Origin of the sequence: Nocardioides thalensis, from assembly GCF_013410655.1 — a bacterium.
Lineage (GTDB): Bacteria > Actinomycetota > Actinomycetes > Propionibacteriales > Nocardioidaceae > Nocardioides > Nocardioides thalensis.
In genome coordinates, this window is the sequence record NZ_JACCFP010000001.1 from 4,154,888 (window position 1) to 4,178,129 (window position 23,242).

Here is a 23,242-nt window from a genome sequence, read left to right on the forward strand (position 1 = left end):
CCTCAGTAGCTCTTGGGCAGGTCCAGCATCTGGGTGCCGATGTGGGCGAGGATCAGCTCCTCGGCGACGGGGATGTTCTTGGCGATCCGGGCGTCGCGGAAGATCCGCTCGACCGGGTACTCCTTCGAGTAGGCCATGCCGCCGAGCGTCTGGAACGCCTGGTTGGCCGCCTCCCAGCCGACCTGCGCGCCGGTCAGCTTCGCGACGTTGGCCTCGTTGCCGCACGGCCTGCCCCGGTCGAAGAGCCACGCGGCCTTGTAGGTCATCAGCCGGCCGAGCTCGGTCTTCGCCTTGAGCTGGGCCAGCGGGAACTGCAGCCCCTGGTTGGCGCCGATCGGGCGACCGAACACGACCCGCTCCCGGGCGTAGTCGCTTGCGATCCGCAGCGCCGCGTCCGCCGTACCGATGCCTCCCGCGGCGGCCAGGATGCGCTCGGGGTTGAGCACGTCCCACAGCACGCCGAAGCCGGCGTCGACCTCGCCGATGACGTTGGCGGCGGGCACCCGGACGTCGTCGAGGAAGACCTGGCTCGAGTGGAGGATGTTGCTGCCCATCTTCGGGATCGGCGCGTAGGAGAGGGTGCCGGCGGCCAGCGCCTCCTTGACGTCGACGAGGAACAGCGTGAAGCCGGCGGTGCGTGGCAGGCCGTGGTCCTTCGTCTCCTCCGCCGGGATGGTGCGGGTGACGGCGACCATCCAGTCGGCGTTCTCGACGTTGGAGATCCAGACCTTCTGGCCCTTGACCAGGAAGTCGCCGGTGGCCTCGTCACGACGCGCCGCCGTCTGGATCTGGATGGCGTTGGAGCCGGCGTCGGGCTCGGTCAACGCGAGGCAGAACTGGATCGAGCCCTCGGCGAGGCCGGGCAGGATGCGCCGCTTCTGCTCCTCGGTGCCGTGCCGGGTCAGCGTCATCGCTCCGAAGCCGGGCGTCGTCACGTAGAAGAAGGTGCCCGCCACGCCGCCCGACGCGCACAGCGCCATGTTGGCCACGGCGAGCTCGAGCAGGCCCTGCCCGCCACCGCCGTACTCCTCGGGCACGCAGAGCCCGAACCAGCCGCCGGCGGCCAGGTCGTCCCAGGCCTCCTGAGGGAAGCGGTGCTCCTCCTCGCAGCGCGACCAGTAGGCGTGGTCGTACTTCGCGGCGACGGCGGCGACGCCGTCCCGCACGGCGAGCGCGGTCTCCGGGAGGTCGAAGTCCATCCGGGTCCTCGCGCGTCAGACGAGCGGCCGGCGGAACCGGCGCCGCAGCCGCATCTCGTGCAGGTAGAAGTTGAACGGGTAGATCCGGAGCACCTTCGGCATCCGGCGCTCGACGGCGCCGAGGAACCTCATCAACCGGTCGAAGCGGCGCTGCTTGCGCTCGCTCCACGGCAGGCTCATCGCCTCGCGGAACAGCGGCGGCAGGAAGCCGGTGGTGACGAAGACGTTGAACGACGCGGCGAGCCGGAACGGCTTCGGGAAGTTGCGCAGCGTGGTGAGCTGCATCAGGAACGCCGCGACCTCCGGGTCGATGCGCACCTCGGCCATCGACTCCTCCCAGTAGCGGTCGAAGGCCTCCCGGTCGGCGGGCCACGCGTCGGCGGGCATCTGCAGCGTCGTACCGAACCGGGAGCAGTAGGCGTAGAGGGCGTCGGCCTCCTCGGCCGGCACCGGGCCGTGCATCTTCTCCCGCATGTCGAGCGTGCCGTAGTAGAGGCACGCGGCGACCCAGGTCTGGAGGCGCGGGTCCATCGCGCGGTACTCCGCCTTCTCACCCGGCCGCGAGTAGACCTGCGCGTGCTGGACGTTGACGGCCTTGCGGTACGCCGCGCGGTCGTCGTCGTCGCCGAGCAGCGCGACCGCGAGGTAGGTGAACGTCGTGCGGCCGCGCTTGAACGGGTGCTTCATCGCGGAGCCGGAGTGCACGCGGCTGTTCATCACGCCGTAGCCGACGCCGGGCCAGCTCAGCTGCATGATCACGTTGGCCGGGCCGGCGAGGTGGGCGCCGAGCCCGCTCACGTAGTCGGTGATCTCGAAGGCCTCCGGCACGGGCAGGTCGCGCGGCCGGCGCGCCGGTGCGCGCCCCTCCGCTGGGGAGACGGCAGCCGTTGTGCTCACGGGATCCTCCACTCGGTCGGCTTGATCCGAGCCTAGCCCGCTATTGGCGGCGTGCCAATAGCTGGCTAGGGTGACCGCGTGGATACGGACCAGCTCCCCCCGTGGCACCCGTCCCAGCCCCACCACGAGCTCGCCGACGACGTGCGCTGGTGGATGGGCACGCCGCTGAGCTTCGGCCTGTTCGGCCGGCTCGCGCTCGACCAGGTCGCCTATCGCGAGGTGGCGGCGGCGGTCGACGCCTCGGGGCGGTTCGCCGAGAACTTCACCAACCGCGGCATCCGCAGCTACCTGTGGGGGCCGCTGATGCTGTTCGGCGACGACGCCGACCGGCGCGCGACGGCCGAGCGGCTCAAGACCCTGCACGGCCAGGTCCGCGGCAAGGGCCGTGGCGACTTCGCAGGCGAGCGCTACAGCGCGCTCAACCCCGCCTTGTGGAAGTGGGTCGGCACCAGCAGCCTGCTCGTGTTCTACAGCGGGTACGTCGCGACGTACCCCGGCCTGAGCGCGACGGAGCGTGACGTCGTCTTCCGCACCATGCTCTGGATGTCGGACTTCGAGCTCGCCAGCGACGCCTCCGGCGTGCCGCCGACGCTGGCCGAGGTCGAGGCCTACTACGAGGAGGTCGCGACGACCGAGCTCGAGGACAACCCGTTCCTCCAGTGGGCCAACGAGTCGTTCGACAGCCTCCCCGTGCCCACCCTCCTCGGGCCCCGCTGGCTGCACCTGCTGATCACGCCCGTCTGGCGGCTGATCACGCCGGCGCTGTCGCGGCCGGCGCGCATCTGCGGGGAGGCCGCCGCTCACCCGCGGATGCGCGAGCTGCTCGGCGTGCGGTGGACGGCCGCACGGCAGCGGGAGTTCCGGTTCTACACGGCGGTCCTGCGCGCGGCGCGACGCCGCCTGCCGAAGTGGGCGCTGCTCGACCCGGTCGCCTACAACCGCTACCGCTACGAGAAGCTGCGCGGCATCTACGGCAGCGCGAGCCTCGACTCCTTCGCCCCTGTCCGCGAGGAACGTGTGACAGAGTCCCCGTCCATCCGGCACGACGTCCCGCTCCCAGGGCGAAGCAGGAGCTCCGATGGCAGCAACCGCGACCACTGACCGCGCCAAGGCGCTGCGGGGGCCCGCCGCGCAGGTGGTCGGGATGATCGACTTCACCCGCCGGGTGTTCTCTGCCCTCGTGGCGTCGATCGCGGGCCGCCGCTTCCCGCTCGCCGAGACCGTCGTGCAGATCTGGTTCGCGATCCGCGTCTGCACGCTGCCCGCGCTCGCGGTCTCGGTCCCGTTCGGCATCATCCTCGCGCTGCAGGTCGGTGTCCTCGCCCAGGAGGTCGGAGCCGTCGCGTTCACCGGCGCCGGCAACACGCTCGCGGTCGTGCGGCAGGCATCGCCGCTGATCACCGCGCTCATGCTCTCGGGCGTCGCCGGCTCGGCGATCTGCGCCGACCTCGGGTCGCGCCGGATCCGCGAGGAGATCGACGCGATGGAGGTCATGGGCCTGCCCGTGATCGAGCGGCTGGTCGTGCCGCGGATGCTCGCGATCCTCGCGGTCGCCGTACTTCTCAACGGCGTGGTCATGTTCTTCACGATCATGACGACGCTGTCGGTGAGCGTCGTGATCCAGGACCTGCCGCCCGGCAGCTACCTCGCGTCCGTCTCGACGCTGGCGCAGATGTCCGACCTGTGGCTGTCGCTGGCGAAGGCGGCGATCTTCGCGATCATCTGCGCGATCGTCTCGTCCTACAAAGGCTTGAACGCCCAGCGCGGTCCGACCGGCGTCGGCGAGGCCGTCACCAGCTCGGTCGTGACCAACTTCGTGCTCCTCTTCGCCGCCAACTTCCTGATCTCCCAGGTGCACAGCACGTTCTCGGGAGGGCCCATCGGATGACCGCGCTGGAGGAGTCGGTCGACCGCGTCGTCGTGGGGCCGCTGGCCGGGATCGGCCTGCAGCTCGTCATGGCCTGGCGCGCCGTCAAGGGCGTGCCGCTGGCGGTCACCCGCTACCGCCACGAGGTCGGCCGCGTGCTCGCCGAGGTCACCCTCGGCTCGGGCATCTTCCTCGTCGGCGGCGGCGTGGTGGGCGTCGTCCTCCTCCTGTCGACGCTCACCGGCACCGAGGTCGGGCTGGAGGGCTACCAAGGTCTCGACGTCATCGGGCTCGCGCCGCTCACCGGCTTCATCTCCGGATATGCGAACACGCGCGAGCTGGCGCCGATGGTCGCGGCGCTGGGCTTCGCGGCACGCATCGGCTGCGGCTTCACCTCTCGCATCGGGGCGATGCGGATCAGCGAGGAGATCGACGCCCTCGAGGCGATGGCGATCCGCCCGGTCCCCTACCTCGTGAGCACCCGGCTCGTCGCGTCGTGGATCGTCGTGCTGCCCCTCTACCTGATCGGCCTCGTGGGCACCTACGTCGCGACCGACTTCATGGTCACCACGTTTTACGGGCAGTCGGCCGGCACCTACGACCACTACTTCCGCACGTTCGTGGCGCCGATGGACGTCATCTACTCCGGGATCAAGGTCGTCGTGCTCACCACCGTGGTGACGCTCATCCACTGCTATCACGGGTTCGTCGCCAGCGGCGGCCCCGAGGGCGTCGGCCGCGCCACGGGGCGGGCGATCCGGGCCAGCATCATCTCCCTCACCGTCGTCGACATCCTGCTGACGCTCGCCCTCTGGGGCGCCGACCAGCAGGTGCAGATCTCGGGGTGAGCACGTGAGCGAGCTCCTCTTCCCGCACAGCTCGGCCCGACCGCGTGCGCTCCGGCTGCGCCTCGCCGCGCTCGGCGTCGTCGGCTGCCTCGCGCTCGGCGTCGTCGCCGGGGTGCTCGGACTGCAGACGCTCGGCGTCGTCAGCGACGACGTGCGGGTCCGCGTGGAGCTGGCGACGGTCGGCGACAGCCTGGGCGTCAACTCCGACGTCAAGTACCAGGGCCTCCGCGTCGGCCGCGTCGTCCACGTCGACCCGAGCCCGTCGGAGGACGGGGACGGTTGGGACGGACCGCACGCGGAGGTGCTCGTCGAGCCCGAGCACGCCGACCTCATCCCGGCGTCGGTCCGGGCGCGGGTGCTCCCCGGCACGCTGTTCGGCAACGACTACGTCGACCTCGCGGCGCCCGCAGGACGGACCACGACCGTCGTCGCGGCCGGTGCCGGCGGGACTGGCGGCGCCGACGGTGCTGCCGACGCGCACCTCGCCGACGGAGACGTCGTCCGTGCCGACACCTCCGAGGAGACGCTGCGGCTGATGGACACGTTCTCGGCGACCCAGCGGCTGCTGGCGGCGGTCGACCCGGCCCAGTGGGACGTCGCGCTGTCCCAGCTCGCCGACTCCCTCGACGGCCGGGGCGCGACGCTCGCCGAGATGATCCGCGACGGCGGGGCGATGCTCGGCCGGTGGCACGACCTCTACCCGCAGCTGCGCCGCGACATCGAGCTGCTCGCGAGCAACTCCGACCTCTTCGCCGACGTCGAGCCCCAGCTCGTCACCGCGATCCGCGACACCCGGCCGCTCGCGCGCACCCTGGTCGAGGAGGCCGACGGCACCACCGAGCTGCTCGCCGGGGTGCCCGACCTGCTCGAGGGCGACGACGGCATGACTGCGTTCCTGCGGGACAACGGCACCGACACGGCGCTCCTCCTCAATGCCACCGCTGCCAACCTCGAGGTGTTCGCCGACCGCTATCCCTCGTTCGCGCTGCTGCTGGAGCGAGTGCCGCAGCTCCTCGAGAACGGCGCCCGGGCCGTCAAGAACGGGCGGATCCAGATGGAGGGCGTCCTCGGGCTCCAGCTCATCGACGCCTACGGCCCGGAGGACTGTCCGTCCTACCGCGGCCTCCGCGGACGCTGCGGGGGCACGCCATGAGCCGGCAGCTGAGCGAGCTCGCTCGTCACAAGGGAGCAGTGCTCGGGGTGACGGCGTTCACCATCCTCGCCGTAGCCCTCACGCTCACCGTCGCCGGGACCCTCTCCCGTGCCCAGAGCGGCGACGCGATCTCGGTGACCGCGGTGTTCCGCGACGCCACCGGCCTGCGTCCCGGCGACGAGGTGCGCGTCGCCGGCGTGCGGGTCGGCCGGGTGACCGAGACCCGGGTCGGCACCGGCGACGAGGCCGGCACGGCCGTCGTCACGATGACGATCGATGCTGACCAGGAGCTGCACGCCGATGTGATCGCGTCGGTCGACTACCTCAACCTGATGGGCCAACGGTTCATCTCGTTGGCGCGGCCCGAGCAGCCGACCACCGACGCCGCGCTCGCGGACGGCGACCGGATCCCGCTGAGCCAGACGCGGCCCGCGCTCGACCTGACGGCGATGTTCAACGCGTTCCGCCCGATCTTCGACCTGCTCCAGCCGGCCGACCTCAACCAGCTCGCCACCAACGTCGTCCAGGTGCTGCAGGGCCAGGGCCCGACCCTCGAGCACCTGCTCACCCAGACCGCCGAGCTGACGTCGGGCCTCGTCGACCGCGACCAGGTGCTCTCCGAGGTCGTCGACAACGTCACGCTGGTGCTCGACACCGCGCACCGCCACCGGGCCGACGTCACCCGGCTCGTCGACGGCCTGGACTCCCTGATGAGCGGCCTGTCGCGCGATCGCCGGAGGATCGCGACCAGCCTCGACTCGGTGGCCCGGCTCACCGAGACCACCGCGGACCTGGTCGGCGACGCCGGGCCCGACCTGGTCGAGGTCGTCCGCCTGAGCGACCCGTGGCTCGGCTACCTCGCCGCCCGCGAGAACCTCCTCGTCGACACCGGCGCCGCCGTGCCGAAGCAGCTCGACGTCTACCTCCGCACCCTCGGCTACGGCAGCTACCTCAACACCTACATCTGCACCCACCACATGAAGATGAAGGGCCACGACGCCACGTTCGACCTCGGCGTCCTCGGCGACCGGTTCTCGAGCAGGTGTCGCACGTGACCGCGGCGTCCGCGATCTGGCGCGGCCTCGGCTGGCCCGGCCGGGCCGTCATCGCGCTGGTCCTCGCCGGTCTCGTGCTGATGGGCATCCAGTCCGCCGGCGGCGACCCGACCTACCACGTGCGGCTGCGGCACGCGGCCGGCATCGAGGCCGGCGACGACGTACGCGTGGCCGGACTGACCGTCGGCAAGGTCGTCGCGGTCGACACCGACCGCGACCAGGTCGACGTCGAGTTCGCGCTCGACCAGAACCCGGCGGAGCTCGGGATCACCGACGACAGCACGGTCGCGGTCAAGCTGCTGTCGATCCTCGGCCAGCGGTTCCTCTCCCTCGAGCCCGGCTCAGGAGTCCCGCTCGCCGACGACGGCACCATCGGTGTCGAGCACGCCGTCGACACCTACACGATCGAGCGGTTCTGGCTCGAGTCGACTCCGCAGGTGGAGGCACTCGACCTGCAGAAGGTCCAGGAGGCGGTGGACGTGCTGGCCACCGACCTCGACCTCGCCCCGCAGGCACTTCGCGACGCCCTGGACGGGATCGCCGGCGTGTCCGCGGTCGCCACCGCTCGCGAGGACCAGCTCGACGCCCTGCTGACGTCGATCCGCGACGTCACCGACCTGGTGCTGGCGCAGACCGGCCAGCTCGACAGCGTGATGACCAACGGCACCCGGGTGCTGCTGATGGTGCACGAGCGGCGGGAGACGCTGCGGGCCCTGTTGACCGACGCGCACCGCTTCGTGACCGGCCTCACCGCGGTCGTGCGCGAGACCGCGCCGCACCTCCAGACAGGCCTGCGGTCGCTCCGGTCCACGCTCGACGTGCTCGACGAGCACCGCGACCAGCTCGATCGCACGCTGGAGCTCGCGGGCCCGACCATGCGGGTCTTCACCAACGCGACCGGCGACGGCCCGTGGCTCGGCGTCAACTCGCCGTGGGCGATCGTCCCCGACGACCTGGTCTGCAGCCTCACGCCGGAGGACTGCCGGTGAACAAGCAGCGTGTGCTCCTGGCCGGCGGGGTGGTGCTCCTCCTCGTGCTGGTCGTCTCGTGGGCGCGGCTCACCGGCTGGCTCGGGGGCGAGGACGACGACTCCCTGGTCGTGACGGCCGACTTCGCGGACACGACCGGTGTCTACGTCGGCAACGACGTCACCTACCTAGGGGTTAAGGCCGGCGAGATCGTCGAGGTGGAGCCGCGCGGCACCGTGATGCGGGTCGTCATGCACCTCGAGGCGGACACGCAGGTGCCGGAGGAGGCAGCGGCCGAGATCCTCCAGGGCTCGTTGGTCACCGACCGCTTCATCGAGCTCGGGCCCGCCTACACCGGCGGCGCGACCCTCGCCGACGGCGACCACATCGAGGCGAGCCACACCCGCGCCCCCGCGACGGTCGACCAGGTGGCCCGGGCGATCGACGACCTGGTGCTCGCCCTCGACGCCGGGCTCGGCCCCGGCAAGGGCGGCAACGGCCTCGGCGACGTGCTCTCGACGGCCGCCGACACCCTCGACGGCAACGGCGTGCACCTGCGCCGTGCGCTCGCGGAGAGCCGCGACGCGCTGGAGATGATCAACGCCAAGGAGGGCGACCTCACCGCGGTGACCGAGAACATGGTCGCGCTGGTGCAGGTCCTCGCCGAGCGCGACGAGCTGATCCGCACGTTCACCGGGGCCGCGACCGAGACGACCGACGTCCTCGCCGACCAGCGCGACGAGCTCGTCGCCACCCTCGACAGCCTCGACGACCTGACCCGCGAGGCCGACCGGTTCCTCCGCGAGAACGGCGACGTGCTCGGCGACGACATCCGCGGCCTCGCCGACCTCGTCGAGATCGTGCGTGCCCATCAGGGCTCGCTGGCCGAGGCCTTCGACGTGATGCCGACGATGGCCGAGAACTTCGCCCGCGCCTACGACTGGAAGCTCGGGCGGCTGCGCGTCCAGTTCGCCTTCAGCGCCGGCCCGTTCGCGGCGGCGTTCCGCGACCGCACCTGCCAGGTCCTCCTCGGCTCCGCCATCGGCGAGGTCGGCACCGAGCTGTGCAGCGCCCTGTTCACCGAGCAGGGCACCGGCCTGCTCGACGGGCTGCTGGACGGCATCTACGACCAGATCCCGGGAGGCATCCCGTGACCGGCCTCCGCGGGCTCCTGGCGGCGGCGCTGGTGACGAGCGCCGCGGGCGCCACCGCGGGCTGCGGCCTCGGCCTCGACGACGTGCCGCTCCCCGACCTGGTCGAGGGGCCGACGTACTCCGTGACCCTCGAGTTCATCGACGCCCTCAACCTGCCGATCGACGCACCCGTGAAGCTCGAGGGCGCGACCGTCGGGCAGGTCACCGAGATCGAGGCCGGGGCGTACGTCGCCGAGGTCGAGGTCGCGCTGTCCGAGAGCGTCGAGCTGCGCACCGGCTCCCGGGCGGAGATCCGGCTGACGTCGCCGATGGGCACGGCGTTCGTGGAGCTCTTCCCGGCGCGGCGCGGTCTGGTGATGGCGGAGGGCGACGTGCTGCCGGCCACCGCGACCGGCACCGCCCCCGACGTCACCGACCTGTTGTCCGCGCTGTCCACCGTCGTCACCGGCGGCAGCTTCGACGACATCTCGACGATCATCACGCAGCTCAACGTGGCCCTCACCGGCAACGCCGGTGACGTGCGCCTCTTCCTCGGCCGCCTCGACCGGGCGGTCACGGACCTCGCGTCCGACCTGCCGCTCGTCGACCGCCTCACCGCCGCGGTCGGTCGGCTCTCGAGCAGGCTCGCCAGCGACCTGCCCGTGATCACGCGGTCGCTGGTGGACCTGACCGACCTCGTCGAGTCGTTCGAGGCCCAGCGCTCCGAGCTCGTCGCCGCCCTCGACGCACTGCGCCGCTTCGACGCCGTGGCGACGCCGTTCACCCGGACGGTGCGCGCCGACCTGCTCGCCCAGCTCGAGGACATGCGGCCCGTCGTGCAGACGCTGCTCGACGGCCGGCAGGACATCGACGGGATCATGAACGGCCTGATCGCCTTCGCGTCCGGCAGCGACCGGGCCGCGCCCGGCGACTACGTCAACTTCGACCTGACGTTCCTCGCCGACCTCGAGGCGCTGCTCCAGTTCCACCACGGCGACGAGCCGCCCGTGGATCCCGACATCCCCGAGCGGGGCGGTGCGCGATGAGCACGCAGATCGAGGTGGCCGCCAAGGTCGCCGACGAGATCGACCTGCGGGCGGCGTCCGGCGCCGACACCTGGCGCCGACGGGTCCGCACCGCCCAGGCGCTGATCCTCGTCATCTTCGTCGCCGGGGTGGTCTACGTCGCCGACACGGTGGTCGGCGGGTCGCTCTTCCACGACCCGGTGCGACTCACGGTGCAGCTGCCCGAGGCCGCGGGCCTGCACGAGGGCTCCGTCGTGACCTACCGCGGCCAGCGGATCGGGGAGGTCGCCGACGTCAGGCTCGCCGCCGAGCCCGGCGTCGCCGCCGTGGCGGAGCTGGCGATCGAGTCCGACGTCGACCTCCCGCGCGACAGCGACTTCGAGGTCCGCAACCTCTCGGCGGTGGGCGAGCAGTACATCGACGTCCGGCCGCGCAGCGACGGCGGGCCCTACCTCGCCGACGGCGCGACGGTGCCCGTCGCCGACACGTCGGTGCCGTTGAGCGTGCCGACGGTGCTCGCGCACGCCCAGGAGCTGATGGCGCACCTCGACGTCGCGGACGTGCAGACCATCGCCGCCGAGACGGCGTCGATCTTCGGCAGCAACGAGGAGGACGTCGACCTTCGCGCGCTGGCCATCGAGCTCGAGACCGCGTTCGCGATGCTGCGCGACCTGGAGCCCAGGCTGACCCGCCTCGTGCGCCAGGGCGAGACGCCGCTGGAGACGGTCGACGACCTGGCGCCCGACATCCGTGCCCTGTCGACCGACCTCGAGGCGATCGCCGCTGCGCTCGCCGAGGCCACGCCCGCCGTACGGCGCACCGTCACCGACGCGCTGTCGCTGCTGCCCCGGCTCGACCGCTGGTGGCGCGACGCCTCGCCTGAGGTACGGCGCCTCCTCCGCGACGGCGTGCCGCTGACCGGCATGGCGGCGCAGCACCTGCGCGGGCTGCACCACTGGCTCGACTGGGCGCCGATGCAGGCGCTGGTGATGGCCGGCAGCACCCGCGACGGCAGCGGTCGCGTGCTCCTGGTCCCCCGGGTGCTCAAGAACTGCATCTACGACCGGAGCCACCAGCGCGACATCCAGGACCTGACCCGCCGCGAGCCCCCCACCGACGTCCACTGCACCGACCCGCCGCCCGGCACGCAGGGACGCGGCTCCGGCGCCGTACCCCAGCAGTGAAACCCGCCCCCATCCCGAGAGGACCACGATGAGCACCGAAGTCGATCCAGGCGCGATGGAGACGCGCACCCGCATCCAGGAGGAGATCGCCGGCCTGACCCTGCCGAAGGCGTTCGCCCGGACCGTCGAGACCGAGGGCGACGCGCCTGCGTGGTCGGACAAGGTCGGGGTCGACCTGTCCGCGGGCTACGCGCCGGGCTGGCGCACGGTCTCCTGGCGCGAGGCGCGCGACCAGGCGCTCGACGTCGCGGGCGCAATGATCCGGGCCGGCGTCGCCAAGGGCGACCGGGTGGCGATCATGGGCGGCAACCGCATCGAGCACGTGGTCGCCGACCTCGGCGCCATGCACGCCGGCGCCGTGTCGATGTCGGTCTACAACACGCTCTCCCCGGAGCAGGTCGGCTACGTCGCCGGCCACGCCGAGCCCGCGGTCGTGGTGCTCGAGAACGACGACCACCTCGCGCGCTGGCAGCGGGCCCTGGACGAGTCGACCTCGATCACGGCCGTCGTGCTCGTCGACGCGACCGCGCCCGCGGGCGACGACCGGTTCGTCTCCTGGGACGACTTCCGCGCGGCCGGCCGGGCCTGGCGCGCCGAGCACGAGTCCGAGCTCCAGGAGCGGATCGACGCGATCGCACCGCACGACCCGCTGACGATCCTCTACACGTCCGGCACGACCGGTAACCCCAAGGGCGTCGTGCTCGCCCACGACGCGGTGCTCTACGAATGCATCTGCTCGCTCCACGTCGCCGCACCCGAGCAGCACAACGAGTTCATCTCCTACCTGCCGTTCGCGCACATCGCCGAGCGCACCCTCGGCATGTACATCCCGCAGATCCACGGCGCCCACGTGCACCTGATCGCCGACCCCGCGCACCTGCTCGGCGCCCTCGGCGAGGTGCGGCCGACGCGCTTCTTCGGCGTGCCCCGGGTCTGGGAGAAGATCAAGACCGGCGTCTCCGCGAAGCTCGCGGCGGAGACCGACCCGGAGAAGAAGGCGCAGGTCGAGCAGGCGCTCGCCGTCGGCCTCGCCTACGTCGAGGCGCAGCAGTACGGCGGCACGCCGTCCCCCGCGCTGCAGGCGCAGTACGAGGCGGTGGACCAGGGACTGCTCGGCTTCCTGCGCGCGCTCCTCGGACTCGACCGGTGCGAGTGGGCCGCGTCCGCTGCCGCACCGATGCCGCTCGAGGTCGCGCGGTTCTTCGCCGGGCTCGGCATGCGGATCTACGACGTCTACGGCATGACCGAGACGTGCGCCGCCGTCACCGCGTGCGGACCCGGCCAGTTCCGCCTCGGCACCGTCGGCCGGGCGCTGCCCGGCATCGAGGTGCGGCTCGGCGACGACGGCGAGATCCTCGCCCGCGGCCCGGTCGTCTCGCAGGGCTACTACAAGCAGGAGGACGCGACCCGCCAGCTCATCGACGACGAGGGCTGGGTGCACACCGGCGACATCGGCGAGATGGACGACGACGGCTTCCTGAAGGTGGTCGACCGCAAGAAGGAGATGATCATCACCTCCTCCGGCAAGAACATCGCGCCCTCCAACATCGAGAACTACCTGAAGGAGAGCCCGATCGTGGGCCACGCGCTCGTCTTCGGCGAGTCCCGGCCCTACGTCGTCGCGGTGATGACGCTCGACGCCGAGATCGCGCCGCTGGTGGGACAGAAGCTCGGCATCGAGGGCGCCGACCTGGCGGAGCTCGCCCAGCACCCGGCGATCCTGCAGATGGCGCAGCAGGCGGTCGACGCCGCCAACGAGCGGCTGTCCCGGCCCGAGCAGGTCAAGGCGTGGGAGCTGCTCCCGGTCGAGTGGACGGCCGAGTCGGAGGAGCTGACCCCCACGCTGAAGCTCAAGCGCCGCGTCGTGCACACCAAGTACGCCGACGTGCTGGACCGCCTCTACGCGGGCTGACCGACCCCGGGCGGGCCTGGCGGCGGGGGTGTCGTCAGGCTCGTCCGGCCCGGGGGATCACTGCCGCGTCCACTCCATGACCCAGTTGGTCTCCCAGGTCCCGCCGTCGTCGAGCGAGAAGGCCTGCTCCCAGGTCGCCGACGTCGGGGTGATCGAGTGCCACATGTAGCGCGCGAGGATCGCCCGCCCCTCGAACTCGTCGGGACCGGTGGCGACGAACTCGGCTCCGTCCTCGGACCAGCGGCCCGAGACGGGCGGCTGCAGGTGGCCCGTCCGGCTGTTGACCCAGTAGATGGTCCAGAGGCCGTCGGCCGGGGTGAAGACGCGGACGGAGGAGCCGGCGAAACCCTCCTCGGGATACCACATCTCGTCGATGCTGATCGCGCCGTTGTGCAGGGTGGTGGCCCGCGCCGTCGCGCTCGACTCGTACCACTCGGTGGCGCCGGCGAGCGGCTGCCGGAGACGCCGGTTGGCGACCGTCCACTCACCGACGAGGAAGTCGAACCCGTCGGTCTTCTTCTCGAGCCCCGGCAGGGCTTGGGCGCTGAGGGTCATGTCGTCTCCTGGTCGGCGAGGCGTCGCTGGGGCTGGGGGTGTCGGGAGAGGCGGGTCGGCGTCAGGCTGAGCTCCTGGACCCCGATCCACGGCGCGCGCCGGAGCAGGTCGCGACGGAGGTCGGAGTCGTGGAGGCGGCGTACGGCGCCGCGTCGGTGGTCGGCGTCGTGGAACGTGGCGGCCCACACGAAGGCGTGGTCGTCGCGCACCGGGAGCCGCGGGAACCCGTTCGGGCCGGGGTGCGAGCGCCACGCGGCGACGGGTACGTCGAGGACGGACTCCACGTCGCGGTGGAACTCGGTGCTCAGGTAGGAGTCGAGCGCCTCGTCCGGCGCGTAGGTGTAGACCTCCAGGTGGAGGCGTGCCGATGCACCCGTGCCGGCGTCGCGTGCCGGCTCGGCGGGCGGATGCGGCGGCTCGGTCGGCCGGAGCAGCAGCACGTCGTCGCTGTCGATCATCGTGCCGTTGGCCACGCCGCCGTGGGTCGTCCACTCCGGTCCGGAGTAGAACCCCTCCAGCGCGCGGGTGCGGTGCTCGAGGTCGGTGAAGCCGCGCATCCAGACGAAGCGGTCGGGGTCCGCCTCGTCCAGGCAGATGCTGCCGATGGCCATCCCGTAGCGCTCCTGGCCGTCGACGAAGTGGTCCTCGAACACGTCGACGAGCGTGTCGCGCGCGCCGGGATGGAGCGTGTACTGGCGCAGCTCCGCGACGGGGGCGGTCGAGAACCGCGGTCGGTCGGTCCCACCAGGCATCGCGCGCTCCTGCTCGAAAGGTAACATGATTTGTTACACACTAGGCCCGGGCCCTCCGCTCGGCAACCGTTCCGCGCAACGGGATGGGAGAATCGCTCCATGAGCGCCACCAGCCGCCTCACCAACGCAGTGCACGCGCTGTGCTGGCTGGAGCTGGCCGCGCGCCGCGGCCGGCCGAGGCTCACGTCGGCGGAGATCGCCGCGAGCCTGGCCAGTCATCCGGTGCAGGTCCGGCGCGACCTCGCGCCCCTGCGCCGCGCCGGGCTGGTCGAGGTCGCCGGCAAGGGCCCCGGGGGCGGCTGGTCCCTCACGCGCCCCGCTGACGCGATCACGCTCCAGGAGGTGTCCGCGGCACTCGGGGAGAGCGGTCCGTTCGCGCTGCACCCGCACCTGCCGAACCAGGAGTGCCCGGTCGGCGCCGGCATCGCCCCGGTCCTGGACGAGGTCTACGCGGCCGTTCAGTCAGCGATCGACCGCGAGCTGGGCCGCCGGACCGTCGCCGACGTGCTCGAGCAGACCGTCGCGCCCGCCGCCTCGTCGTAGTCGGCGCCGCCCTGGCGGTCAGGCGTGCTGAGACGACAGCGTCGGCAGCACGTCCTCGACGATCGAGAGCAGGGCGCTGCTCAGCAGCAGGTGCACGTCGTCCCTCGACATGGTGTCGCGGTGGATCCACTCGCGGATCGCGGCGCGCGCCATCCCGCCGTACGCCCGCAGCACGGCGCGCTCGCGCTCGTTGTCGAGGTCGGCGGAGAAGCCCATCGCCTCCAGCACCTTGCCGGCCGCGATGTCGTCGGCCTTGTTGAGGATCTGCTCGACCTCCGGGTCGTTGCCGAGCCCGCCCGCACCGGTGACGGCGACGAAAGTGGCACCGTGGGCGCTGACGTTGTCGAGGAACCAGGTCACGCTGTAGGCGACCCGCTTGCGGAGCGGGCCGTGCATCGCGCTGACGTCGTCGGTGAACGGGAGCATCACCATCCGCCGGACGACCTCGAGGTAGAGCTCCCGCTTGGTGCCGAAGTAGTGGTTGACCAGGCCGCGCGCGACGCCGGCCTCCCGCGCGAGCTCGACGGTCGACACCTCGGCGTACGGCTTCTCGCCGAACAGCCGCACGGCGCACTCGAGGATCTGCTCCCGCCGTACGTCGGGCTCGAGCCGCCGCCACGAGGCGGAGGTCGCACCGGACGAGGTCATGTTGGCATTGTGCCAGCAAGGCGAGCCGCGCCGTACCGGGGCACGGGACCGGCGCGGGACCGGCGGCGCTCGCGTACTTCCAAGTAACCGATGACCTCCCGCAAACTCGTGGGGTGACCAAGCTCGCGACCTCCGGCTCCAACTCGATAACGATGCGGTTGTGGACCGCGCCCGACCACGCGGTGGTGGGTGAGGTGGCGACCGTGATCGCCGACGCCGGGGGTGTCGTGACCGGCATCGACGTCGCCGACTCACGGCACGACCGTCTCGTCGTCGACGTCACCTGCTCCGCAGCGGACGCCGACCACGCGCTCGAGATCGTCGCGGCGGTCGAGGCGATCGACGGCGTCGAGGTGCACAAGGTCAGCGACCGCACGTTCCTCGCCCACCTGGGCGGCAAGATCGAGATCAGCTCGAAGGTGCCGCTCAAGACCCGCCTCGACCTGTCCATCGCCTACACGCCCGGCGTCGGCCGCGTCTCGAGCGCGCTGGCGGACAAGCCCGAGGACGTGCGGCGCCTGACCATCAAGGGCAACACGGTCGCGGTCGTGACCGACGGCTCGGCCGTGCTCGGGCTCGGCAACATCGGGCCCGGCGCGGCGCTCCCCGTGATGGAGGGCAAGGCCGCTCTGTTCAAGCGGTTCGGCGACGTCGACGCGTGGCCGATCTGCCTCGACACCCAGGACGTCGACGAGATCGTGCGCACCATCGAGCTGATCGCACCGGGCTTCGGCGGCATCAACCTCGAGGACATCTCCGCGCCGCGCTGCTTCGAGGTCGAGGCGCGGCTGCGCCAGCGGCTCGACATCCCGGTCTTCCACGACGACCAGCACGGTACGGCGATCGCCGTCGTCGCCGGCCTCACCAACGCATTGCGGGTCGTGGGCAAGGCGTTCGCCGACATCCGGGTCGTCGTCTGCGGGGGCGGCGCGGCGGGCACTGCCATCGTCAGTCTGCTGGAGGCGGCCGGCGTGCAGGACATCATCGTCGCCGAGCGCAACGGCTGCCTCGTCGCCGGGACGCCCGGGCTGCCGCCGGCCCACGAGGCGCTCGCTGCGCGCACCAACCCCAACAAGGTCTCCGGCTCGCTGCACGACGGGCTCCGCGGCGCCGACGTCTTCATCGGCGTCTCCGCCGCCGGCGTGCTCGACGCGGAGTGGATCCGCGACATGGCGCCCGACCCGATCGTCTTCGCGATGGCCAACCCCGACCCCGAGGTCGACCCCGTGCAGGCCGCGAAGTACGCCGCCGTCGTGGCATCCGGGCGCTCCGACTACCCCAACCAGCTCAACAACGTGCTCGTCTTCCCCGGCGTCTTCCGGGGCCTGCTCGACGCCCGGGCCACCGACGTCACCGTCGAGCGGATGCTGCGCGCGGCCGACGCCCTCGCCCGAGTGGTCACCGACGAGGAGCTCAACGCGAGCTACATCGTGCCGACCGTCTTCCACGCCGACGTGCACCACGCGGTGGCGGCCGCGATCGCCGGCAGCTGACGCGCCGGGCGCCCCGGTCCGTGGCGGTCGGTGCGGTCTGCTCGTAGGGTCCTCGGCATGCCGAGGATCCCCGCATGAGCATCGACGTCGAGCAGGTCGGCGCGGTCACGGTCGTCACGATCAACCGTCCCGAGGTGCGCAACGCCGTCGACACCGAGCACGCGCAGGCGCTCTACGACGCCTTCCTCGCCTTCGACGCCGACCCGGACGCGAGCGTCGCCGTCCTCACCGGTGGCGGCGGCACGTTCTGCGCCGGCGCCGACCTCAAGGCCGTCAGCTCCGGCACGATGAAGGCCGACCCGCCCGGGACCGACGGTCCGGCCCCGATGGGCCCGTCGCGACTGCTGCTCTCGAAGCCGGTGATCGCCGCGGTCGAGGGTCACGCCGTCGCCGGCGGCCTCGAGCTGGCGCTGTGGTGCGACCTGCGCGTCGCCGACCCCGACGCGGTGTTCGGTGTCTTCTGCCGTCGGTGGGGTGTGCCGCTGATCGACGGCGGCACGATCCGGCTGCCGCGGCTCATCGGCCAGTCGCAGGCGCTCGACATGATCCTCACCGGTCGCCCCGTCGGCGCCGACGAGGCCGCTCGGATGGGCCTGGCCAACCGGGTCAGCGCGCCGGGCGCCGCTCGCACCGAGGCGATCGCCCTGGCCGAGGAGATCGCCTCCTTCCCGCAGACCTGCATGCAGCAGGACCGGCTGTCGTCGTACGAGCAGCACGGCCTGCCCATCGACCGCGCGCTCGATGTCGAGTGGGTGCACGGCGGGCGGTCGCTGCTGGAGGCGATCGCCGGTGCCGGCCGCTTCGCGGGCGGGGCCGGGCGGCACGGCGAGTTCTGAGGAGCGGCCCTCACCGGGCCGACATGAGACCCGCCGCCTCGAGGATCGCCGGGCCGACGACGAGCACCCCTCCGAGCACCACCGGCGCACCACAGATCCCCAGGAGCACGGTGCGCGCGCCGGGCCGGGCCCGGCGCTGGAAGGAGGCGGCGAGGATGCCGAAGCCGGCGGCGGCGAGCAGGAACGCCGCCACGTAGGCGATCGAGCGACCGTCGAGGGTGTCGACGTCGCCCGCGACACCGGCCAGGATGGCGACGACGAAGGCGATGCTGCCGACGACGTACACCGTCACGGTCGCGAACGCTCCCCACAGCACCACCCCGACGGACCGCGGAGCGACGGGTCGTCGCCGGATGGAGAGCAGGGCCGCTCCGGCGCCGACGAGCTTGAGGACCGTGACCACCCAGTTCATCACCGAGAGCGCGTCCTCCGCGTCGGCGTACTCGCCGGTCGAGAACCGGTCGGTGGCCTCGAACCAGACGTTGAACGCGGCGAACCCGAGGCACCACAGTGCGGTGACCACGCCGACGGTCACGACGAGCCGACCGGGCCGGACGGCGACCGGACCCGCCCCCCGCGCGAGGGCGGCGTCGGCCGCCCGCGCTTCGGTCCGCGTCACGACTCGGCCCGGGACAGCGAAGCCCGCGTGCGGGCCACCGTGCTCGCGGCAAGGGTGTCCACGAGGCTGGCGACCGTCACCCCCTGCAGGCTCTCCCGCCACGCGTCGTGCGCGTCCCGCATCTTCTGGGCGAGGATGCACCTGTCCTTGCACTCCCCCGGAGGCGCGGCACCGCGCCCCTGCTGCCTGATCTCGCGGCAGACGTAGGGATCGCGCGACCCGTCGACCGCCTCCACCACGTCGAGCAGGGTGATGTCCGAGGCCGGGCGGGCGAGCCGGAAGCCGCCGCGCGGTCCGGTCGTGGCGGACAGCACGCCGCCCCGGACGAGGAGGGCCAGCTGCTTCGAGAGGTACGGCGCCGGGAGCGCGAAGTGCTCCGCGAGCTGGACGCGGCTGACCGCCTCGTCGGGCACCTGCGCCAGGGCCGTGACGCAGTGCAGCGCCCATTCGGTGGTCTCCGGCAGCTTCACGATCTCGGCCCCTCTGCGATGTGGTTATTATGGATCCGTTACATCCACAATACAGGAGTGAGCAGGATGCGCGTAGCAGTAGTCGGAGTCACGGGACGCATCGGGAGCCTGGTGCAGCAGGCGCTGGAGCGCCGTGAGCACACGGTCGTCCCGATCAGCCGCAGCCATGGGATCGACGCGCGGACCGGCACCGGCCTGGCATCCGCCCTGGAGGGCGTCGATGCGCTGGTCGACGTGACCAACTCGACCGCCACCGACAGCGCCGAGACCGTCGACTTCTTCTCCGGCACGACGCGGCAGCTCCTCGCGGCCGGGACGGCCGCGGGCGTCAAGCACCACGTGGTGCTGTCGATCGCCGGCCTCTGGAAGGTGCGCGGCAACGCGCACTACGAGGGGAAGCGGGCACAGGAGACCGCCGTCATCGAGGGCGACATCCCGTTCACGATCGTGCCGGCCACCCAGTTCCACGACTTCGCCGAGATGGTCGCGTCGTGGACCGAGGTCGACGGCACGGCGTACCTCCCGCCCCTGCTCATCCAGCCCGTGGCGCCGTACGACGTGGCAGAGGTGCTGGCGACCGTCGCCACCTCCGCCCCGCAGGGGCGCCACCCGGACGTCGCCGGCCCGGACCCGCACGACCTGGTCGACATGGCACGACGCACGCACGCTGTCCGCGGGCGGTCGGTCGCGCTGGTGCCGACGTGGCACACCGGGATCTTCGACGCCGAGATGGCCGGAGACGCCCTGCTGCCGTCGTCGGACGCTGTCATCACGCCGACCTCCTTCGATGCCTGGCTCGCGGAGCAGGCCGCGACCGGTGGACCGGCCGGGCGCGCCGCGGACGCCGTCGACGAGATCCGCTGACATGCCGGGTGCTGTGGTGGTCGGAGCCGGGCCGGGGATCGGCCGGTCCGTCGCGCGTCGGTTCGCCCGCGAAGGCATGTCGATCGCGCTCGTCTCCAGAACCGCGGCGACGGTCGAGGGCGTCGCGCGGGCTGTCCGTCCGCTCGGCGTGGCCGTGACGCCGCTCGTCGCCGACTGCGCCGACGAGTCGGCGCTCCGATCGGCGCTGGACACGGCCGTGGCCGAGCTCGGCGTGCCCGACGTGGTGGTCTACAACGCGGCGATCATCCAGGCCGACACCGCGGGCCAGCTGTCCACCCGCGCCCACCTGGACGCGTGGTCGGTCAACGTCCTCGGCGCGCTGACCGCCGCTGCCCACGTCGTCCCCGCCATGGCACGTCGCGGCAGCGGGTCGTTCATCGTCACCGGGGGGATGCCCGAGCCCAAGCGGGAGTACGTCAGCCTGTCACTCGGGAAGGCCGGCGTGCGGACCCTCGTCGACCTGCTCCACCTGGAGTACGGCGCCGCCGGGGTTCACGTCGCGAGCGTGACCGTCGACGGGCCGGTCGCCCCGGGCACCCCGTTCGACCCCGACGTCATCGCCGAGCACTACTGGACACTTCACCGTCAGCCCCGTGCGCAGTGGCAGGCGGAGGTCCTTCACACGGACGGGGTGGAACCTCAGTCCGGGTAGATGTTCTGGATGCGCACCTGGCCGCGCGCGACGAGCCGGTCGGCGACGTCGCGCGTCTCCACGACCCACACCTGCTGCAGGCGACCACGATGGACCGGCGTCGCCCGCGAGGTCATCTCGCCCTCGGTGACAGCGCGGAAGAAGTCCGTGCTGTTGTTGACCCCGACGACCTTGCCGCGGTCGCCGAGCCAGGTCGCCGCGGCGACGCTCGCCAATGTCTCGACGACGCTGCAGTGCACCCCGCCGTGCACGATCCCGTAGGGCTGGTGCAGGTGCGGCCGCGCCGTCCAGGTCCCGTGGACCTCGTCCCCAGTGACGCTCACCAGGCGCAGGCCGAGGTGCTCGACGAAGGCCCCCGACGCACCTCCCGCCACGTCGGGTGCGGGCGCGGACATCCAGTCGCGAGACTCGTCAGCCATGGCGTCATGATGCCGTCTCCCAGCTCCGGGTCGAGCGCGGGGTGGCCGCGGTCGGCGTACGACTTGCGTGCGACGGCCCGGCGATCGGGTGACGCGTGTCATGGGAGCGCGCGGCCGGCCGAGGTCACTGGGGCACCCGCTGTCTCGTCTCAGAGGACGAGCGGGCCGAGCGACCCGCGAACTGCAATCGCACGTCCTCTAGGAGGAAGCCGTATGGACATCGCACTCTGGATCGCTGCCGGACTTCTGGCGCTCGTCGCCCTCACCGGCGGGTTCACGAAGACCTTCATCCCCAAGGAGAAGCTCGAGCACCACGAAGGGGCGGCGTGGACCCGGACGGCCAGCCGCGCGTTCGTGAAGACCCTCGGCGTGCTCGAGCTGTTGGCGGCGATCGGACTGATCCTCCCGGCCGTGACCGACGTGGCGCCGGTCATGGTGCCCGTGACCGCGGTGTGCTGGATCGCGCTGATGGTGGGCGCGATGATCACGCACGGGCGCCTCGGCCAGCTCAAGCTGGTCGCGGTGAACCTGGCCTACGTCGCGCTGGCCCTCTTCATCGCGATCGGCCGGTTCGGGCCCGAGTCATTCACGGCCTGACCGGTGGAAGTCTCGCTGCAGCGCCCACGCGTCGGCCACCGGGCCCAGGTGTCCGAGCTTGTCGGGGTTGCCGACGGACCTGATCGTCTGCACCTCGCCGTCGCGCACGTCGAGGACCAGCGCGTACGCGACCCTGTCCTCTCGGTCGCGGAGCAGCGCGCCGGGTTGGCCGTTGACGGCGCACAGGTCGAGACGCGCACCGACCCGGTCGAGTCTCGGGAACGTGGAGGCGAGGAGGCGGGCGACCTGCTCGGCGCCGACGATCGTCCGCGCCAGCGCAGGCGCCTTGCCACCTGCGTCGCCGACGAGCTGCACGTCCGCCGCCAGCAGGTCCTTGAGGCCGTCGACGTCTCCGCAGCGCAGCGCGTCGAAGAACCGGGCCGCGAGCTCCTCGTGATCGCGGCTGTCCGCCTCGAACCGCGGGCGAGCGGCCTCCATGTGCCGACGAGCCCGGACCAGGAGCTGGCGGCACGCGGCCTCGGTCCTGTCGACCGCGGCGGCGACCTCCGAGAAGTCGTAGGCGAACACGTCGCGCAGGACGAACACCGCCCGCTCGAGCGGCGAGAGCCGCTCGAGCAGGAGGAGCGCCGCCATCGACACCGAGTCCGCGAGCTCCGCCGACCGCGCCGGGTCCTCGTAGGGATCGGTGAGCAACGGCTCGGGCAGCCAGTCGCCGACGTATTGCTCGCGCCTCACGCGCGCCGACCGCAGGACGTCGATCGCCATCCTCGTCACGACTGCGGACAGGTAGGCCTTGGGCGAGCGCGGCCTCTCGGGCACGGCGGCATACCGCAGCCACGCCTCCTGGACCACGTCCTCGGCCTCGGCGACGCTGCTGAGGAGCCGGTAAGCCAAGGAGTACAGGAGAGGCCTGAGCTCCTCGAATTCCCCGGCGCGGTTCATCCCAGCTCCCTGACGACCGGAGACACACCCGCGAGCCACCGCGGTCGCTGCTGGGTCCCAGGCCTTCGGTGCACCGGAGGCGGCTGACCTCCTCGTCGCCGAGGTGACCACACGGCGGGTCTAACTGTCGTCGCGGCGGTCGTCGGTGGCGAACCCCTCGCGTTGGGTCCGCTGCTCCAGCGTCTCGAGCTCCTGGAAGAACGTGACCTGCCATCCCGCCGGGCCCTGGATCCGCGCGTTGAGGCTCCGGAAGGGCGTCTCGACCGGCTCCGACACGAGCTCCATCCCGGCTGCCTGCGCCTCCTGCACCGCGACGCGTGTGTCCGCGACCTCGAGGGCGATGCGCATCTTCGAGGAGGGGTCGTGCGGGGCGCCTTCGATCTCGTCGATGGCGCGGACGTGCTGGGTCGTCGCGATCTCGATCGTCGCGATCCCTGCGTGGAGGATGGACACCCGGTCGTCGCCTCCGCCGGCGAACGCCGGCTGCTCCGGCATGCCGAGCACGTCGCGGTAGAACCGCACCGCCTCGTCGAAGTCGGCGGCCTCGATGATCAGGCGCAGCTGTCGGGGGGCGTTCGATTCGCTCATGGAGTACATCGTGTCCTTTCCATGGGCGACGGCCGGCCGCA

Annotated in this window: 26 protein-coding genes; 16 read left to right on the forward strand and 10 right to left on the reverse strand. The window is 72.0% G+C overall.

From position 1 onward, the window contains the following. Window positions 1-2: 2 nt before the first annotated feature. Window positions 3-1,199 carry an acyl-CoA dehydrogenase family protein gene (locus HNR19_RS20135; RefSeq protein ID WP_179669568.1) on the reverse strand — a complete coding sequence of 399 codons (1,197 nt, stop codon included), beginning with the start codon at window positions 1,197-1,199 and terminating at the stop codon, window positions 3-5. 15 nt (window positions 1,200-1,214) lie between these two features. Continuing rightward, window positions 1,215-2,096 carry an oxygenase MpaB family protein gene (locus tag HNR19_RS23305; RefSeq protein ID WP_179669570.1) on the reverse strand — a complete coding sequence of 294 codons (882 nt, stop codon included), beginning with the start codon at window positions 2,094-2,096 and terminating at the stop codon, window positions 1,215-1,217. 78 nt (window positions 2,097-2,174) lie between these two features. Here HNR19_RS23305 and HNR19_RS20145 point away from each other — a divergent pair, with 78 nt between their 5' ends. The 10 genes from HNR19_RS20145 to HNR19_RS20190 are packed head-to-tail and all read left to right on the forward strand — an operon-like array spanning window position 2,175 to window position 13,241. After that, window positions 2,175-3,197 carry an oxygenase MpaB family protein gene (locus HNR19_RS20145; protein WP_218910331.1) on the forward strand — a complete coding sequence of 341 codons (1,023 nt, stop codon included), beginning with the start codon at window positions 2,175-2,177 and terminating at the stop codon, window positions 3,195-3,197. Continuing rightward, on the forward strand, window positions 3,175-3,984 hold the full coding sequence (locus HNR19_RS20150) for an MlaE family ABC transporter permease (RefSeq protein ID WP_179669572.1): 810 nt from the start codon (window positions 3,175-3,177) through the stop codon (window positions 3,982-3,984). The genes HNR19_RS20145 and HNR19_RS20150 overlap by 23 nt, the downstream gene beginning before the upstream one ends. After that, a complete protein-coding gene (locus HNR19_RS20155; protein WP_179669573.1) occupies window positions 3,981-4,811 on the forward strand; it encodes an MlaE family ABC transporter permease in 831 nt (276 codons plus the stop codon). Before HNR19_RS20150 ends, HNR19_RS20155 begins: the two co-directional genes overlap by 4 nt. Before the next feature lie 4 nt (window positions 4,812-4,815). Next, window positions 4,816-5,964, forward strand: a complete 1,149-nt coding sequence (locus HNR19_RS20160; protein ID WP_179669575.1) for an MCE family protein — start codon at window positions 4,816-4,818, stop codon at window positions 5,962-5,964. Further along, entirely contained in the window at window positions 5,961-7,019 is a 1,059-nt protein-coding gene (locus HNR19_RS20165) for an MCE family protein (RefSeq protein ID WP_179669577.1), read from the forward strand. The genes HNR19_RS20160 and HNR19_RS20165 overlap by 4 nt, the downstream gene beginning before the upstream one ends. Continuing rightward, window positions 7,016-8,008 (forward strand): MCE family protein, encoded by a 993-nt coding sequence (locus HNR19_RS20170; RefSeq protein WP_179669578.1) that lies wholly within the window; start codon window positions 7,016-7,018, stop codon window positions 8,006-8,008. Before HNR19_RS20165 ends, HNR19_RS20170 begins: the two co-directional genes overlap by 4 nt. Beyond that, window positions 8,005-9,141: an MCE family protein gene (locus tag HNR19_RS20175; RefSeq protein ID WP_179669580.1), complete on the forward strand. Its 1,137-nt coding sequence runs from the start codon at window positions 8,005-8,007 to the stop codon at window positions 9,139-9,141. The genes HNR19_RS20170 and HNR19_RS20175 overlap by 4 nt, the downstream gene beginning before the upstream one ends. Then, window positions 9,138-10,166 (forward strand): MlaD family protein, encoded by a 1,029-nt coding sequence (locus HNR19_RS20180; protein ID WP_179669581.1) that lies wholly within the window; start codon window positions 9,138-9,140, stop codon window positions 10,164-10,166. The genes HNR19_RS20175 and HNR19_RS20180 overlap by 4 nt, the downstream gene beginning before the upstream one ends. Then, complete coding sequence (locus HNR19_RS20185; protein WP_179669582.1) at window positions 10,163-11,329, forward strand: MlaD family protein; 1,167 nt, start codon at window positions 10,163-10,165, stop codon at window positions 11,327-11,329. Before HNR19_RS20180 ends, HNR19_RS20185 begins: the two co-directional genes overlap by 4 nt. A 28-nt stretch (window positions 11,330-11,357) precedes the next feature. Continuing rightward, on the forward strand, window positions 11,358-13,241 hold the full coding sequence (locus tag HNR19_RS20190) for an AMP-dependent synthetase/ligase (RefSeq protein ID WP_179669583.1): 1,884 nt from the start codon (window positions 11,358-11,360) through the stop codon (window positions 13,239-13,241). A 57-nt stretch (window positions 13,242-13,298) separates the two neighbouring features. Here the strand turns inward: HNR19_RS20190 and HNR19_RS20195 are convergent, their stop codons facing one another. Together HNR19_RS20195 and HNR19_RS20200 are read right to left on the reverse strand one after the other, a co-directional pair. Next, window positions 13,299-13,796, reverse strand: a complete 498-nt coding sequence (locus tag HNR19_RS20195; protein ID WP_179669584.1) for a hypothetical protein — start codon at window positions 13,794-13,796, stop codon at window positions 13,299-13,301. Next, entirely contained in the window at window positions 13,793-14,548 is a 756-nt protein-coding gene (locus HNR19_RS20200) for an NIPSNAP family protein (protein ID WP_179669585.1), read from the reverse strand. The genes HNR19_RS20195 and HNR19_RS20200 overlap by 4 nt, the downstream gene beginning before the upstream one ends. A gap of 99 nt (window positions 14,549-14,647) precedes the next feature. Between HNR19_RS20200 and HNR19_RS20205 the strand changes: the two genes are divergently transcribed. Further along, window positions 14,648-15,091 carry an Rrf2 family transcriptional regulator gene (locus HNR19_RS20205; RefSeq protein WP_179669586.1) on the forward strand — a complete coding sequence of 148 codons (444 nt, stop codon included), beginning with the start codon at window positions 14,648-14,650 and terminating at the stop codon, window positions 15,089-15,091. A gap of 18 nt (window positions 15,092-15,109) precedes the next feature. Here HNR19_RS20205 and HNR19_RS20210 read toward each other — a convergent pair whose 3' ends face one another. Further along, window positions 15,110-15,739 (reverse strand): TetR/AcrR family transcriptional regulator, encoded by a 630-nt coding sequence (locus tag HNR19_RS20210; RefSeq protein WP_179669587.1) that lies wholly within the window; start codon window positions 15,737-15,739, stop codon window positions 15,110-15,112. 152 nt (window positions 15,740-15,891) lie between these two features. On the opposite strand from HNR19_RS20210, the gene HNR19_RS20215 reads away from it, so the two are divergent. Both HNR19_RS20215 and HNR19_RS20220 read left to right on the forward strand, forming a co-directional pair. Then, complete coding sequence (locus HNR19_RS20215; RefSeq protein ID WP_179670408.1) at window positions 15,892-17,232, forward strand: NAD-dependent malic enzyme; 1,341 nt, start codon at window positions 15,892-15,894, stop codon at window positions 17,230-17,232. 74 nt (window positions 17,233-17,306) lie between these two features. After that, on the forward strand, window positions 17,307-18,068 hold the full coding sequence (locus tag HNR19_RS20220) for a crotonase/enoyl-CoA hydratase family protein (RefSeq protein WP_179669589.1): 762 nt from the start codon (window positions 17,307-17,309) through the stop codon (window positions 18,066-18,068). Window positions 18,069-18,078: 10 nt separating this feature from the next. On the opposite strand, the gene HNR19_RS20225 is transcribed toward HNR19_RS20220, so the two are convergent. Further along, the gene (locus tag HNR19_RS20225; RefSeq protein WP_179669590.1) at window positions 18,079-18,687 is read right to left on the reverse strand and encodes a hypothetical protein; all 609 of its coding nucleotides are present in this window, start codon (window positions 18,685-18,687) and stop codon (window positions 18,079-18,081) included. Then, window positions 18,684-19,157, reverse strand: coding sequence for an Rrf2 family transcriptional regulator (locus tag HNR19_RS20230; RefSeq protein WP_179669592.1), 474 nt, complete (start codon window positions 19,155-19,157; stop codon window positions 18,684-18,686). Before HNR19_RS20230 ends, HNR19_RS20225 begins: the two co-directional genes overlap by 4 nt. 66 nt (window positions 19,158-19,223) lie before the next feature. Here HNR19_RS20230 and HNR19_RS20235 point away from each other — a divergent pair, with 66 nt between their 5' ends. Beyond that, the gene (locus HNR19_RS20235; RefSeq protein WP_179669594.1) at window positions 19,224-20,021 is read left to right on the forward strand and encodes an SDR family oxidoreductase; all 798 of its coding nucleotides are present in this window, start codon (window positions 19,224-19,226) and stop codon (window positions 20,019-20,021) included. Window position 20,022: 1 nt separating this feature from the next. Continuing rightward, window positions 20,023-20,694: an SDR family NAD(P)-dependent oxidoreductase gene (locus HNR19_RS20240; RefSeq protein WP_179669595.1), complete on the forward strand. Its 672-nt coding sequence runs from the start codon at window positions 20,023-20,025 to the stop codon at window positions 20,692-20,694. Here HNR19_RS20240 and HNR19_RS20245 read toward each other — a convergent pair. Next, on the reverse strand, window positions 20,682-21,113 hold the full coding sequence (locus HNR19_RS20245; RefSeq protein ID WP_246303557.1) for a PaaI family thioesterase: 432 nt from the start codon (window positions 21,111-21,113) through the stop codon (window positions 20,682-20,684). The two genes, HNR19_RS20240 and HNR19_RS20245, sit on opposite strands and share 13 nt — an antisense overlap. Window positions 21,114-21,326: 213 nt before the next feature. Here HNR19_RS20245 and HNR19_RS20250 point away from each other — a divergent pair, with 213 nt between their 5' ends. Beyond that, window positions 21,327-21,710 (forward strand): DoxX family protein, encoded by a 384-nt coding sequence (locus HNR19_RS20250; protein ID WP_179669597.1) that lies wholly within the window; start codon window positions 21,327-21,329, stop codon window positions 21,708-21,710. Here HNR19_RS20250 and HNR19_RS20255 read toward each other — a convergent pair. Then, window positions 21,696-22,613, reverse strand: coding sequence for an RNA polymerase sigma-70 factor (locus HNR19_RS20255; RefSeq protein WP_179669599.1), 918 nt, complete (start codon window positions 22,611-22,613; stop codon window positions 21,696-21,698). The genes HNR19_RS20250 and HNR19_RS20255 overlap by 15 nt on opposite strands. 120 nt (window positions 22,614-22,733) lie before the next feature. Further along, window positions 22,734-23,201, reverse strand: coding sequence for a VOC family protein (locus tag HNR19_RS20260; protein WP_179669600.1), 468 nt, complete (start codon window positions 23,199-23,201; stop codon window positions 22,734-22,736). Window positions 23,202-23,242: the final 41 nt, after the last annotated feature.

Excerpts from the sequence above, each read along its gene's own strand:
- HNR19_RS20200 (WP_179669585.1), bottom strand. The coding sequence starts at position 14,548 with ATGCCTGGTGGGACCGACCGACCGCGGTTCTCGACCGCCCCCGTCGCG.
- HNR19_RS20185 (WP_179669582.1), top strand. The coding sequence starts at position 10,163 with ATGAGCACGCAGATCGAGGTGGCCGCCAAGGTCGCCGACGAGATCGAC.
- HNR19_RS20260 (WP_179669600.1), bottom strand. The coding sequence starts at position 23,201 with ATGAGCGAATCGAACGCCCCCCGACAGCTGCGCCTGATCATCGAGGCC.
- HNR19_RS20215 (WP_179670408.1), top strand. The coding sequence starts at position 15,892 with ATGCGGTTGTGGACCGCGCCCGACCACGCGGTGGTGGGTGAGGTGGCG.
- HNR19_RS20210 (WP_179669587.1), bottom strand. The coding sequence starts at position 15,739 with ATGACCTCGTCCGGTGCGACCTCCGCCTCGTGGCGGCGGCTCGAGCCC.
- HNR19_RS20150 (WP_179669572.1), top strand. The coding sequence starts at position 3,175 with ATGGCAGCAACCGCGACCACTGACCGCGCCAAGGCGCTGCGGGGGCCC.
- HNR19_RS20250 (WP_179669597.1), top strand. The coding sequence starts at position 21,327 with ATGGACATCGCACTCTGGATCGCTGCCGGACTTCTGGCGCTCGTCGCC.
- HNR19_RS20165 (WP_179669577.1), top strand. The coding sequence starts at position 5,961 with ATGAGCCGGCAGCTGAGCGAGCTCGCTCGTCACAAGGGAGCAGTGCTC.
- HNR19_RS20135 (WP_179669568.1), bottom strand. The coding sequence starts at position 1,199 with ATGGACTTCGACCTCCCGGAGACCGCGCTCGCCGTGCGGGACGGCGTC.
- HNR19_RS20205 (WP_179669586.1), top strand. The coding sequence starts at position 14,648 with ATGAGCGCCACCAGCCGCCTCACCAACGCAGTGCACGCGCTGTGCTGG.
- HNR19_RS20240 (WP_179669595.1), top strand. The coding sequence starts at position 20,023 with ATGCCGGGTGCTGTGGTGGTCGGAGCCGGGCCGGGGATCGGCCGGTCC.
- HNR19_RS20255 (WP_179669599.1), bottom strand. The coding sequence starts at position 22,613 with ATGAACCGCGCCGGGGAATTCGAGGAGCTCAGGCCTCTCCTGTACTCC.
- HNR19_RS20190 (WP_179669583.1), top strand. The coding sequence starts at position 11,358 with ATGAGCACCGAAGTCGATCCAGGCGCGATGGAGACGCGCACCCGCATC.
- HNR19_RS20235 (WP_179669594.1), top strand. The coding sequence starts at position 19,224 with ATGCGCGTAGCAGTAGTCGGAGTCACGGGACGCATCGGGAGCCTGGTG.
- HNR19_RS20220 (WP_179669589.1), top strand. The coding sequence starts at position 17,307 with ATGAGCATCGACGTCGAGCAGGTCGGCGCGGTCACGGTCGTCACGATC.
- HNR19_RS20245 (WP_246303557.1), bottom strand. The coding sequence starts at position 21,113 with ATGGCTGACGAGTCTCGCGACTGGATGTCCGCGCCCGCACCCGACGTG.
- HNR19_RS20195 (WP_179669584.1), bottom strand. The coding sequence starts at position 13,796 with ATGACCCTCAGCGCCCAAGCCCTGCCGGGGCTCGAGAAGAAGACCGAC.
- HNR19_RS20155 (WP_179669573.1), top strand. The coding sequence starts at position 3,981 with ATGACCGCGCTGGAGGAGTCGGTCGACCGCGTCGTCGTGGGGCCGCTG.